The following is a 12,736-nucleotide window of genomic DNA, read 5'->3' as shown; positions in this document are numbered from 1 at the left end:
TCGTACCGAAAACATCCAAACGATGGCTTCTCCGCGTAAATAGATGCATCTCAGTCCGTAACTTTGCCAAAACACGGAAAAATCAGCAAAATAAGGTCCCCTGTGTCCGTGAACTCGTACCCATACTTTCTCTGGCGGCTGCAAAAAGCGGGAATCTGGGATGAAATCCTGAAGCACACTAGCGCGCCGCACAGCCGGGGCAGTATAAACAAGCGGGACACGTGCGAACTCCGCCCATAGGGAGTTATAATAAGGTATCGGCGTCCAGCCGGAATAATATGTAATCAGGGGAGGCTAACAGGATGTATGAAATCGCAGTAATCGGAGCGGGACCCGCCGGGGCAAGCGCAGCGCTGTTCACCGCCAAAGCCGGCAAAAAAACGCTGCTCATCGACAACGACAAAGGAATGACCCGCCGGGGATGGTACGAGAACTACTACGGCATTCCGGAGATCGGCGGTCCCGAACTTGTGGAGACGGGACACAAGCAGGCGGTGAAGTTCGGCGCGGAGCTTGTTTCGGGCCAGGCTGTCGATTTGATCCGCACCGGCGACGCGTTTACGATTACCCTTGAATCGGGCGAGACCTACGAAGCAAAACATGTCATTCTTGCTACAGGCGTGGCGACTGACCTTGCCGCCAAAGCGGGCGTCGCTACGGAGGACGGCACGGAGCCAAGAATCAAAACGGTGGTGGCCGTTGACCGGACGGGCCGGACGAACATCGAAGGCATCTGGGCGGCGGGTACGGTTGCCGGCGTCAGCGTACATGCGGTAATTACCGCAGGAGACGGCGCCAAGGTCGCGATAAACGTCATTAGCGAGCTGAACGGCACACGTTACGTCGACCACGACGTACTGAAGGCTTAAGACGAACCGCTATCGGCAGCAGCCGCTTGCGCTGTAGCCGTTGACGGCGCTGCTGCCGCTTGCAGTGCAGTCGGCTGCGGCTCAATTGCTTGCGGTGCAGCCGTTTGCAGCGCAGTCGTTTCCGGTGCAGCCGCTTGTAGTGGTGTACAGAAAGGGCTGTCCCGAAACCCGCTAATGTTTGTCAGCTGACGAGTCAGATTCCCAAACTTCTCAAAAGCTTCAAATGTTAAAAAAGCAGCGATCCTCCCGTTATTGGAGAATCGCTGCTTTCTGTTTTTGGTCCATTTAGATTTTAGAAAGATTTGAGAAAACTTTTTCCGCTTAAACAGCGGAGAGAACGGAACGTTTGTGGAGGTGCGGTAGCGTTCGCCTTTGTCCCCGGATTGTCACCGCTAAGGAGAATAAATAAAATCTGGGGACAACAGCGATTGGAACAACGGTCCTTTCGCGGAGCATCCACCCAAGGGCTCACATTGATCCTGCTCCAAAATAAAGGGAAGAGTATTAAGTTCACGGATTGTATTAACGGCGGTTTACTGTGTAGTTGTTCCCGTAATTATTATCCCAATACGTTTGTCCATTTGCGGTGTAGGAGATAGCGTACTGAATTTGCGTAACACTTGGGTCAATATTATTAAAGCTGAAATCCCAGATTTCTACGCTGCCATCGGAGTTTGCCGGTATGGAGTAGCTGGCGTATCCTTCCCTGGTTGTATTCCAGTTATCGGTGGTATATTTGATTTTAACCTCTTTGCTGGAGTCTAAATTTTTGACATATACACTTCCCGAGAAGGTGTTCTCATAAAAATCATCGTAAGCGCGAAAAACGTTCGGTTTACCAAGTATGGTTGAACTTTGATTAAAACGGCTGACGGAATAGTTTTGTCCGTTGTTATTGTCCCAATACGTTTGTCCATTGACTTCGTACTTAATTGCAAATTGAATCGTTTCGGCATTTGCGAGCTGCGGATTATTGTTGTTTATGTTATCGGTGGAAACCACAAAACCCCATTTTTCATGCGTGGAGTCCGTTGGGCCTTGATAGGAGGCGTTCGTATCATACCACTGGCCGTCTCCAGGAGTATAGTGAATGGTTACAGTTTTTGGGTTGCCCAGGTTGCTTACTTCGATATTGCCGCTAAATCCAACGTATCCAAACTTGTAAAGATATAGATTGGCTGAAGTCAGTTGAACAGGCTGGTCACTGGCAAAGACAGATTGCGCAAACGTTAGCATAAAGACAGATGCAAAAACCAAAATCGATAGACTCTTCTTCATCTTCCCAAACATTTTACAACATCTCCTTTTTTTGGTATGAAATACAGGGTAAATATATCATATAACGCACCAAAAATAAACATATTTCATGTTAATTTTTGATAAAATGGATAGGATTAGTTTTCTGGATAAAATCATATCGGCAATCGTTTGCACATTGGTGTAGTCTTTTGAACATAAGAATATCTCTGGAGCACAGCGGACGGAAGCTATTCCTGGACCGAGCTTCATCTCTAATGACCAGCGGGCGAAGCGGAGGCAATGGGAGAAATGTAGAAGGGGCTATCCCAAAGGTAGACTTCTTTGACTGTGATAGCTTTCTTCATGCTTAAAACCACAAAAATTGAGTAAAGCAGCGATTCTCCCGTTACTGGAGAATCGCTGCTTTGCGTTTTTGGTCATTGGCTGCTTGCTTTAATAGATTATGGGCAAGGGGAAGGCCGCCCCGAGAATTCCACCCAAACTCCGCCCATATTCACCCCTGCAGCACACTCTGCAAAGCTGGCTTTTGTTCCGAATCGGGAATGAACTGCCCCTGTCCTCCCTCCACCCGGTTCACGATGTACAGCGGTCTCCCTTTCGTCTCGTCGTAGATGCGTCCTACGTATTCGCCGAGAATCCCCAGCATAATCAGCACAAAGCCGTTAAAGGTTAACATTACGCCGACAACCGAAGCCCAGCCTTTGACTGTAGCATCCGTAAACAACGCCTGATACAGCACAAACAGCAGATACAGGAATCCCGAGGCGGACAAAAGGAGCCCCAAATATCCCGCCAGCTTCAGCGGTTTATAGGAAAATGAAGTAATTCCATCCAGCGACAGCTTAATCATTCGTTTCAGCGGATATTTTGTTTCGCCGGCAAACCGCTCGTCACGCTCATACTCCAGCGCTTTTTGCCGGAATCCCACCCAGCTGACCAGTCCGCGCACAAACCGGTTTTTCTCGGGCAGACGTTTGAGTTCATCGCACACTTTCCGGTCGATCAGCCGGAAGTCGCCCGTGTCGACTGGAATCGAAATATCGGTGGAATACCGGAGAATGCGGTAAAACGCGGCGGCGCTCCATTTTTTAAACCGGGTTTCCCCGTTGCGCTTAATCCGCTGTGCATACACAACCTCATAGCCCTGCTTCCACTCCCGGATCATGTCCGGAATCAGCTCCGGCGGATCCTGCAGGTCCGCGTCGATAATAATCACCGCGTCTCCTTTTGCATAGTCCATCCCCGCTGTGATGGCAATCTGATGGCCAAAATTGCGGGACAGATCAATCAGCCGCACGCAGCCGTCGAACCCGGCGTAATCGAAGATCAGCTCCGCGGAACGGTCCGCGCTTCCGTCGTTGACGAAAATCAGCTCGTAGGGCTCGCCCGTTTGGCTCATCACTTTTTTAACCCGCCGGTAGGTCTCTCCAATTACCGCTTCTTCATTGTACATCGGGATAATAACCGAATATCGTATCCGGGTCTCCTTGTTTATCATGCTATTCTCTCCTTCCCTGCTATGAATGGGGGTATGTGTATGCTGTCCTAAAGTACAACCTCATAGAGCGTACCGCTGCCGGTCCCCTGCCACTCCGAAGCCGGAACCTCCTTGCCGTTCGTGCGTATCCAGTCCGTCAGTTCGGAGCTGCCGCCCCGGCCGCCGCCCATACCTCCGCCGGAGAGCAGAAAGTATTTTACTTTTCCTTCTTCAACAAGCTGCCGGAGTGTCTCTTCCGTATACACCACATCCGAACCGGAGAAGCCGTTCAGAATCACTACCCGCTCGCCTTCGTCGATAATATAAGGCCCTGCAGTGCCGTAGTCCGTTGCGGCAAAAAGGTAGTCGGTGTCCTGATGCTCCCTCAAAAAGACAAGCAGCTTCTCATCCACGCCTTCGCTGCTGTTCCGGCCCGGGTTTCCGCCGCGGACAGTCCCCGCAGCCCGGTCCCCGGATAATCCGCCAGGCATTTGGCCCGGCGCAGCCGCCGAATCCGGCGCCCCCTGTGCTGCGGCGGCAGGCGGGAACGCCATGCCCATGCCCATGCCCATGCCGTCGCGGCTTTCGCCGGGGCCGGCCTTCGGGATCATGCTGTTCCCGCCGTAGACGATCGGCGTCGCCGCCCAATAGACCGGTCCGGCCAGCAGCACTACCATGCCGGCTGCCGCGGCCAGCAGGCTGAACCGGCTGCTCCGAAGCAGAACAAGCGCTATCGTCACGGCTGCGCCTCCAGCGGCAACCGCCGCCGACCAGCCCGCTCCGATCGTTTCGTTATACGGCTGGATCACGTACCACGCAAAGGCCGAAGCGGCCAGTACAGCCGCCGGAAGCAGCCAGGACATCCAGCCGCGGCGGCTGCGGTACAGCGCCCACAGCTCCACCGCTCCCGCCCCGGCCAGCGCTGCAATGGGCGGCGCCAGCATAATAAGGTAATATTCGTGAAAAAAACCTGCCACACTAAAGAACCCTGCCACCGGGATCAGCCACGCCAGCCAGAACAACGTCTCCTGATGCTTGCGGGTGATGTTTCGTCTCCGCAAGTCATGCAGCAGCCCAATGCAGCCGATCAAGGCAAATGGAAGCAGCCAGCTTGCCTGACCTGACAAAGCCTGCTGGAACAAACGGAGCGGGCCTTTGTCACCGGTGTTAAACATCCCGCCTCCTCCACCCGCACCGCGTGCGCCGGCACGGGCAGCCCCGCCGTCTCCCGGACCGCCGTCAAACGTTCCGTCCCGGTTCGACCGGTCACTCCCGTCTGCCGGGAGTGCGGCACTGTTTTGCCCGTCTCCATCGGCCGCGCCGTCCGAACCGGCTGCCGGCACTCCCCCGGCCTGCGCTGAGCCCGTTCCAGTCTGCATCTGGTTCGTTCCAGTCTGCATCTGGTTCGTGCCTGTCTGCATCTGATCCGTGCCTGTCTGTATTCCGTCCGTACCGCCACGCGCCCCGTCCATCGCGGGCGTTTGCCCTGCTCCGGCCGCTGGCGCATTCTCCGCGTTCACTCCCGCCGCATCGTCAGCGGTGCGGCCCCCGGGAAAGCCTCCGCCTGCTCCGGGGGCACCGCCGCCCCGGTCACCGGTCAGCCGGGACACGCCGTTATACCCGAACGCCAGCTCCATCACGGAGTTGGTCGTGCTGCTGCCCACATAAGGGCGCTGGTCCGCAGGAATGGAATCGACCACCAGTGCCCAGGACACCGATACTCCAAGCAGGAGCGCGGTGCCTCCCGCAAACACGGCGGCTTTCTTTTTCCAGCCCGTCCGGTAAGCCAGCAGGAGCAGCAGATAAAGCGCCGGCAGAACCATGTACGCCTGAAGCATTTTCATGTTAAAGCCGACACCCACCAGTACAAACGCCGCAAGCAGACTGCCGGTCCGGCCGGCCCGCGTCCCCCGGAACATGAACCAGGTAGCGAGCAGCAGTGTGAAGACAAGCATCGCATCGATATTATTCGTCCGGCTGACCGCAGCAGCCACCGGCGTACACGCCATGGCAAGCGCGCCCAGCCGGGCCGCGGCCCGTCCAAACGTCGGCTTGATCAGCACATACAGCAGCAGCACCGAACCGACACCGGCCAGCACCTGCGGCAAAATAACGCTCCAGCCGTGCAGTCCAAACATCCAGGCAAACAGTGTCTGAATCCAGAACGTAACCGGCGGTTTGTCGACCGTCACCGATCCCGCGGAATCCAGCGAAGCAAAAAAGAAATTATGAAAGCTCTGCAGCATGCTCCCGACTGCAGTGGTGTAATACGTGTTGGCATAGCTGTCATTCCAGATTCCGTATCCGTACAAAAAAGCCGCAAGCAGCGACACGGCCGCAAGAACGGGATCGAATCGCCGGGCCCTGCCCCCTGTTTTTTTCATCCTTGTCCACTCCTTCTCCCTGTCCGGCAAATGGTATGCATGAATCACCGGCCCGTTTCGTAGCTGTATTATGGCATCCCCACCTTAACCCGGAATGAAAGTCCGCTGAATGTTTGCTGAACGTTGCGGTGGCCGGTTGAAATCCGCCTGCGGCGGGCGGCATTAGAAGACACGGATTCCAGTGTTGCAAAAAATGCCCATTTCCCGCACCGGGTTTTGGAGTTCCGTGCCGCCGGGTACCCCCGGTTGCGGAGCGCAAGCGCAGCAAAAAAGCCCAATGGAACGGCACAGCCGGTCGCTTGGGCTTTTTTTTGGGGGGAGCGGGGGTCTAAAGCCGAGGTAAGTATCAATGTGGGGATCTGCTGGGAACCCGCCACTTATAAAGGTATTTGAAGGGGGTTCATATGGACGTTACAGCTACGACCCTATTGCTGAAGGGAATGGCCCGCTTCAATTGTTTCCTCCAATGGATGTTCAGTTTTCTCGTAACGGCTAATTAAGAAAAGCGTGGTCGTCCACAATGACGATCACGCTTTTTTACAAAACAATTAGAAAAATAAGCAATAAAACTGGACCTGAGATTGCTGATATAACTGATACTCTCTTACTTTGGTTCAGTTGAATGAGATAAAAGGCTACAGACCCTGCGATAAATATATAGTATAACGGTAAAAAACTAAATGATGCCACCGCCCCTAAAATTATAAATACAACGACGCCTAAAATTCGATTTGAGAATAGGTTGAATTTAGAAATCAATACAAAAGCTATAATACCTATAACGCAACAGATGTAGTTATATAAGGTAATGAAAAGAAGATGGGTTTTAAGATATTCATTTGTAAGCTCTACAGTCATGAGAAAGATAGTAATACCAACAAATAATGATAACCCTGCTCCTTTAAGGTATCTAAATAACATAGGAACTCCTCTAAAAAATTAGATTCACTCAATTCATCTTCATCCACTTTATTTTCACCTAATGGGAACATTCTTCGGTCACCTGAAAGATGACCCCTGACGAATTCAGGAGTCATCTGCTAGCTGCCTAAGCCGGGTCTTACAGTTTTTTTGCCTTAATCACAAAAGTCACCGGGAGCAGCTTGGCTTTTTTGGCAAAATCGCTGGGTTTGTTCCCGGACCCCATCATCTCCTCATCCGATTCCTCAATCATTTGCTCAATGACAAATCCCGCTGCGGCCAGCGCGTTCACATAGGTTGACAGTTTGCGGTCCGATAGGGTTAACGTGCTTTCACCAAGGGACACCGAATACCATGATTCGTCAAAATAAGGTTTTTTAAAAACTAGCTTGTCCTCCTCCACAGCCACACATTTGTGTATAGGATGGGACCAGCTGAAAATAAATACGCCGTCTTTCTTCAAGTAAGAGGCGATCCGGGAAAAAGTCCCCTCAAGATCGGTGGTCCAGCCTATCGCATAAACCGAATAAACAAAGTCAAAATAATCCTCCGGTATGCCGCACTCCTCTTCCATGGGGGAACAAATCAATTTTGCGGAAAGACCACATGCCTTTAAATGCTGCGCCGTTCTTTCAATTTGAATTTCCGACATATCCATACCCCACAGCTCAGCGGCATTACGTTCCCCGTGATACTGCAGTGATTCGCCGCTTCCGCAGCCTATTTCCAGCAGTTTTTTTCCAGAGACGTCGCCAAAAAGCCGGCATTTTTCTTCTGACACAAAAGCGCCATAGAGAGGAAGCGAAGTTGCGCCCAAGATGTCGTTTCCCTTGGTATCCCAAAAAATGCTGTTGGTTTTATGTATGGAGGTTCTGTCCATGTCGGCCGAGATAGCGCTTCCAACCTCGCCGGCACCTATAATATTTGTTCTATAAACAGAATGCTTGTTCATGCCCTTTCCCCTCTCCTATTACAGTAATCTATTTCTTCCTCCGGCGGATGAGCAGCTGCCCTAAGTGTTCTTCCGTTTCTTGTTTCTTGTTTCTTGTTTCTTGTTTCTTGTTTCTTGTTTCTTGTTTCTCTTATCCATTTCTCGGGTTCTTGGTTCCTGCCCTCGGCTCCTGCTCTTGATACCCGGTACTCGGTACTCGGTACTCGGTTCTCGGTTCCCGGTTCTCCGCCCTCCTGCCCGGCACAACACCGCCCTCTTGCTATCACACGCACGCCGGGTCATAATTTCTATGTGACGTATTGCGGAGCCCGGCATCCGCCGTCCCCTTTCACACCAGTTTATCGCAAAGGAGTACAAGCATGACGCCATTTACGGAGCAAGTTATCGCCATCATCCGCTCGATTCCAGAAGGCAAAGTAATGACCTACGGCCAAATCGCCCGCTGTGCAGGCAGTCCGCGCGCGGCAAGACAAGTCGTCCGGATTCTGCACTCCATGAGCCGCAGCCAGCGGCTGCCCTGGCACCGGGTTGTCAGTGCCAAGGGAACCATCTCGATCGCCGATGAAGAATCGCATCTCCTTCAGCGGATGTACCTGGAAGGCGAAGGGGTCGAATTTGGACTTCACGGAGTTATAGATCTGAACATCTACCGCTATGAACCTGAACTCCCTATGGAGACTGCTACCGAAGTGGAGACTGCTACCGAAGAGTCTTAGCGTTTTCCCCCGGAACCTCAAAAAATTCGTATGAGCTCGGCATTTCATGCTGCCCTAAAGTTGTCACCTTGCCATTTTGGTCGATAAAGCCGTATTCGGCTGAACCAATTTTCCAAAAGGTTCTGAAATATACAACCCGGTCAGCTGTAATTTCAGGCCGCTTCCCAACCTCTTCTTCGATGCGGCCAGTGAGGAAAAAGGGCCCCTTGGCGCCCTTAGCCCCAAGCCGCGCCAGCCATTTTTGTTCCAATCTACCGTCCACCGCTTCCAGATATTCAATTCCGCTGCCAGTGGTTCTGAACACCTGGTCCGCCCGGCCTTCGGGAAAATAATACGTATGATCAGGAATAAATTCCTCCTTAATCTCCGTAATCGGCTTCAGTGTTTGCACTGTCGGGAGATTTAGCGTTGCTTTGCGCGCTTCCGCCAGGTTGGTTGATTTGGTTTTTTCGGTCATCGCCGGGGTCGCTTTCACCACATAAACTTCCCGGGTATAGGGATTCCAGTTTACATAGGCCTTTGCCGACTCCGCCACAAACCGCAGGGGCACCATTACACGGCCTTTTTTGAGCGTGGAAGCTGCGGGCAAATTGATTTTTTTGTCCCCGACCGATGCCGTTTTTTGCCCGGCGACCAGTTGAATTGTCGCATCCTCCCGTTTAATGGTCACTGTTTTATTGGCATTATTCCATGTAACCTGGATTCCCGGGATTTTTTGCACGACATTCAAAGGAACCATCGTGGTGCCATGGTCGATATATGCGGCCACATCCGTATTCACGCTGTCCTTGTTCACCATGATTTGAATATCTTGCGGGCTTTTTGCCAAAGCCGCCTCCGCCATGAATACTAACTGCAAACCGGTTAACAAGGCACATGTAACATATTTAAAATGTTTTCTCATTCTTTTTCCCTCCGCAGCTAAATTTGGTTTATTATTCCACATAGTTAGACGATCTCTTCAACTGTAAAGTTACGCTAGGTCTGCGGGCCAAATTATATCGACTGATTAAAAAATTCAGGTGAGGCTGAACTCACTGCGGCCAATTTGAGGATTCCGGTTGCTGCGAATGAAAAAACGCCCCGGCAAATACAGCCGGAGCGGATATGAAGGCAGCCCTAGGAGGTTGGAGGTTGGAGGTTGGAGGTTGGAGGTTGGAGGTTGGAGGTTGGAGGTTGGCCGTTGACGGCTGGCGGTTAACGTTTCTCGTTTAACCGCTCCCTTTTACTTGCGAAAGCTCAACGAATCATTCCGCGCGGACCCCAGTCCATTAATCAGCAGATACAGCGTTCCGTAAATCGCAAGCAAAATAAACGCGACAAACAGGCTAAAGAACAGCGACTGCCGGTTCAGGCTTTCGGCCACAAGCGTCATCAGCCCCTTCAAGTCGGTCAAAATGTCCCAGCTGTTCAGCCGGTAAACCCGGCCAAGCAGCACGCCGTAGCCTCCAAGCACGCAGCCCGCCAGCACAAATGCCCAAGACGCTGCCGCCCCAAGACGTTGCCGGACAACCGCCTGGATCTGGTACATGGAGAAGAAGCCGGTCAGCCATCCCGTCCAGGTGAACAGCAGCATAACCGTCAGGTCGTACCAGTACACATTGGAGATAGCGCCCCCGGACAAATAATAACGGGCTTTTACAGTCAGATGCACAAGATCGGTCATAAGGTAAGGCGCATTCGGGTAAAACAGCAGCCAAGCCGCCCCAAACGGAAGCAGCAGCCAAATGCCCGACGTTTTCCGGGAAACACCGTAAGCGGCCATGGAGAATCCGAACGGAATCCACGCCAGGAACAGGTTCCAGATTAAAAAAGCGTGCCGCGTGCCGGTCCGCAAGCAGATCACTCCATACACCGCAAGTGTTGCCAGCGTAAGTCCTGTCAGAAATAAAAATACTCTGCTGTAGTTCAGTTCTTTCATGGTATCCCCTCTTTCGTTCCCAAAGGCCGCCGAACCGCGATAGTTATCCGAAGTCCGCGGCTGCATGAGGCCATTCATGCCTCACTGTAACCTAAACCGGCAGCCTGATGCAATTCATCCTCTTTTGTTTAAACGCATTCTCCGGCAAAAAGGTTCCGCTGCCTTCCGCCAGCCGTTACACGAATCCTTCCGCAGCCGCTGCGTTAGATCTGCAGCTATTACTCGCCTGGGCACGAAAAAAAGGCCCGGAAGCGGATCACCGCCCCGGACCTCTGCACACTTTGGGATTCAGCCGTTCCTATTGCTCTGCCAGTACCGTACTTCCGCAGCAGACTATACGCTTCCGCCTAGCTCCGGGTTCGGAATCGTTCCCCCCACCCGGCTCTTGAAGCCGCCTGCCGCACTCCGGCCGGATTCCTCTTTGGACAGCGCCGCGCATTCCCTGAATGCGGCATGTCTGCAGCCTTTGCAGCGGGCGGGATTCAGCAGCCCCAGCGCTTGAACAATGGCTTCGCCAGTATGCTCAAAAAACCGGTCCGCTCCAATCTCCTCATACAGCCCTGTCTTCTTCAGCAGCTCCAGCGGCTGGGGCTGAATACCGGAGATAAGCAGCCGCCCGCCGGTCCGCTTCAGTTCGCCGGCCAGTGCGGCAAGATTCGCCTCACCGGTTGTGTCGATAAACGGCACTTTGCCCATCCGCAGCAGCATAATCGGGGGATTCCCGCCGCCCGCATTGGGCAGTGTCGATTCAAACCGGTACGCCGCCCCGAAGAACAGCGGGCCTTCGATATTATAAATGCCGATCTGCGGACAATCATGCTCTTCGGTAACGGCATGCGGCACCACCTTGACCGACTCTGCATCAGGCAGCACTTTGGAGACAAAATGAGTTTCGCCCATCCGTTTGACGAACAGCAGCACCGCCAGCACCAGGCCCGCTTCGACCGCAACCGTCAAATCGGCGAATACAGTAAGCAGGAAGGTCAGCGCCAGCACAAGCGAATCGCCCGTCCGGGTCTTGAGCAGCTGCATAAATGCATGGCGTTCGCTCATATTCCAGGCGACCAGCATCAAAATCGGCGCCATTGCGGCAAGCGGAATATGGGAAGCATAAGGCGCAAACAACAGCAGGATCAAAAAGACGACAACCCCGTGAATGATGCCGGAGAGCGGGGAAGCCGCGCCGCTGCGGATATTGGTTGCGGTCCGGGCGATAGCGCCGGTCGCCGGGATGCCCCCGAACAGCGGGGCCGCCACATTGGCGATGCCTTGGCCGATCAGCTCACGGTTGCTGTTATGCCGTGTACCCGACATGCCGTCGGCCACCACCGCCGACAGCAGCGATTCGATTGCGCCGAGCATAGCGATAAGGAACGCCGGCTTGAGCAAATCGCCCAGACGCCCCCAAGTGATTTCCGGAACATGAAAGCTCGGCAGCGTGCTCGGGATCGCTCCGTACGCCGAACCGATGGTCGTTACTTTGCCGCTGAAGAATACGGCGGCAACTACGCTGGCGGCGATTAGACCAATCAGCGAACCCGGCACCTTCGGGACCATTTTTTTGCCAATCAGAATGACCGCCAGGCAGACACCTGCCGTAAAAATGCTGTACAAATTGACCGTATCCAGATGAACTGCGATTTCCCTCATGTTGTCTATAAAACCTTCATGCCGTTCGATACCGCGCAGACCAAGAAAATTGGCGATCTGCCCGCTAAAAATAATGACGGCGATGCCGGCGGTGAACCCGATCGTCACCGGCTTCGGGATGAACTTGATCAGCACGCCAAGACGGAGCAGTCCCATAATAATCAGGATTACACCTGCCATCATTCCGGCGATCAGCAGGTTCTCGTAGCCATACTCCATAGCGATGCCGAACAAAATTGGAATAAAGGCGCCAGTTGGGCCTCCAATCTGGAACTTCGAACCTCCAAACAGCGAAATCAGAATACCCGCGACGATCGTCGTGTAAATGCCGTATTCGGGCTTCACTCCCGAAGCAATGGCAAAAGCCATCCCAAGCGGAATGGCGATGACGCCAACAATGACGCCGCTGATCAGATCCCTGCGAAACCAAGCCATGTTGTAGCCTTTAAACCGGCCCCACCCATCCATATTCTCTAACCTTCTTCTCTTTAAATATCTGATTATTTAAACATAAGAAGAACATTACTCCTCCCCCTCCTCATTGTCAACGGCAAAACACCGACAAAAAGCCGCGCAATACGCCATT

9 protein-coding genes are annotated in these 12,736 nt (G+C 53.1%); 2 read left to right on the top strand and 7 right to left on the bottom strand.

Going from position 1 to position 12,736, the window contains the following annotated elements:
- Positions 1-302: 302 nt before the first annotated feature.
- Positions 303-869, top strand: a complete 567-nt coding sequence (locus tag ACE6ED_RS27540) for an FAD-dependent oxidoreductase (RefSeq protein ID WP_410830658.1) — start codon at positions 303-305, stop codon at positions 867-869.
- 522 nt (positions 870-1,391) lie between these two features.
- Here the strand turns inward: ACE6ED_RS27540 and ACE6ED_RS27535 are convergent.
- The 4 genes from ACE6ED_RS27535 to ACE6ED_RS27520 all read right to left on the bottom strand — a co-directional run bounded on the left by ACE6ED_RS27535 (position 1,392) and on the right by ACE6ED_RS27520 (position 7,863).
- Positions 1,392-2,159: a hypothetical protein gene (locus ACE6ED_RS27535; RefSeq protein WP_410830657.1), complete on the bottom strand. Its 768-nt coding sequence runs from the start codon at positions 2,157-2,159 to the stop codon at positions 1,392-1,394.
- A gap of 463 nt (positions 2,160-2,622) precedes the next feature.
- Entirely contained in the window at positions 2,623-3,627 is a 1,005-nt protein-coding gene (locus ACE6ED_RS27530) for a glycosyltransferase family 2 protein (RefSeq protein WP_410830656.1), read from the bottom strand.
- Between the two features lie 47 nt (positions 3,628-3,674).
- Positions 3,675-5,990 carry a glycosyltransferase family 39 protein gene (locus ACE6ED_RS27525; protein ID WP_410830655.1) on the bottom strand — a complete coding sequence of 772 codons (2,316 nt, stop codon included), beginning with the start codon at positions 5,988-5,990 and terminating at the stop codon, positions 3,675-3,677.
- 1,060 nt (positions 5,991-7,050) lie between these two features.
- Positions 7,051-7,863: a class I SAM-dependent methyltransferase gene (locus ACE6ED_RS27520; protein WP_410830654.1), complete on the bottom strand. Its 813-nt coding sequence runs from the start codon at positions 7,861-7,863 to the stop codon at positions 7,051-7,053.
- A gap of 359 nt (positions 7,864-8,222) precedes the next feature.
- On the opposite strand from ACE6ED_RS27520, the gene ACE6ED_RS27515 reads away from it, so the two are divergent.
- The gene (locus tag ACE6ED_RS27515) at positions 8,223-8,579 is read left to right on the top strand and encodes an MGMT family protein (RefSeq protein ID WP_410830653.1); all 357 of its coding nucleotides are present in this window, start codon (positions 8,223-8,225) and stop codon (positions 8,577-8,579) included.
- Here the strand turns inward: ACE6ED_RS27515 and ACE6ED_RS27510 are convergent.
- The 3 genes from ACE6ED_RS27510 to ACE6ED_RS27500 form a co-directional block, all read right to left on the bottom strand.
- Entirely contained in the window at positions 8,563-9,483 is a 921-nt protein-coding gene (locus ACE6ED_RS27510; protein ID WP_410830652.1) for a copper amine oxidase N-terminal domain-containing protein, read from the bottom strand. The genes ACE6ED_RS27515 and ACE6ED_RS27510 overlap by 17 nt on opposite strands.
- Before the next feature lie 321 nt (positions 9,484-9,804).
- Positions 9,805-10,500 carry a DUF1361 domain-containing protein gene (locus tag ACE6ED_RS27505; RefSeq protein ID WP_410830651.1) on the bottom strand — a complete coding sequence of 232 codons (696 nt, stop codon included), beginning with the start codon at positions 10,498-10,500 and terminating at the stop codon, positions 9,805-9,807.
- Between the two features lie 333 nt (positions 10,501-10,833).
- The gene (locus ACE6ED_RS27500) at positions 10,834-12,618 is read right to left on the bottom strand and encodes a SulP family inorganic anion transporter (RefSeq protein WP_410830650.1); all 1,785 of its coding nucleotides are present in this window, start codon (positions 12,616-12,618) and stop codon (positions 10,834-10,836) included.
- Positions 12,619-12,736 lie beyond the last annotated feature (118 nt).

The sequence above is a fragment of the Paenibacillus nanchangensis genome (assembly GCF_046543445.1).
Lineage (GTDB): Bacteria > Bacillota > Bacilli > Paenibacillales > Paenibacillaceae > Paenibacillus_AQ > Paenibacillus_AQ nanchangensis.
This window is presented reverse-complemented; position numbering and strand designations above follow the sequence as displayed.

What these genes read in the sequence shown, in the direction of transcription:
- ACE6ED_RS27540 (WP_410830658.1), top strand. Translation starts at nt 303, where the DNA reads ATGTATGAAATCGCAGTAATCGGAGCGGGACCCGCCGGGGCAAGCGCA.
- ACE6ED_RS27535 (WP_410830657.1), bottom strand. Translation starts at nt 2,159, where the DNA reads ATGTTTGGGAAGATGAAGAAGAGTCTATCGATTTTGGTTTTTGCATCT.
- ACE6ED_RS27530 (WP_410830656.1), bottom strand. Translation starts at nt 3,627, where the DNA reads ATGATAAACAAGGAGACCCGGATACGATATTCGGTTATTATCCCGATG.
- ACE6ED_RS27525 (WP_410830655.1), bottom strand. Translation starts at nt 5,990, where the DNA reads ATGAAAAAAACAGGGGGCAGGGCCCGGCGATTCGATCCCGTTCTTGCG.
- ACE6ED_RS27520 (WP_410830654.1), bottom strand. Translation starts at nt 7,863, where the DNA reads ATGAACAAGCATTCTGTTTATAGAACAAATATTATAGGTGCCGGCGAG.
- ACE6ED_RS27515 (WP_410830653.1), top strand. Translation starts at nt 8,223, where the DNA reads ATGACGCCATTTACGGAGCAAGTTATCGCCATCATCCGCTCGATTCCA.
- ACE6ED_RS27510 (WP_410830652.1), bottom strand. Translation starts at nt 9,483, where the DNA reads ATGAGAAAACATTTTAAATATGTTACATGTGCCTTGTTAACCGGTTTG.
- ACE6ED_RS27505 (WP_410830651.1), bottom strand. Translation starts at nt 10,500, where the DNA reads ATGAAAGAACTGAACTACAGCAGAGTATTTTTATTTCTGACAGGACTT.
- ACE6ED_RS27500 (WP_410830650.1), bottom strand. Translation starts at nt 12,618, where the DNA reads ATGGATGGGTGGGGCCGGTTTAAAGGCTACAACATGGCTTGGTTTCGC.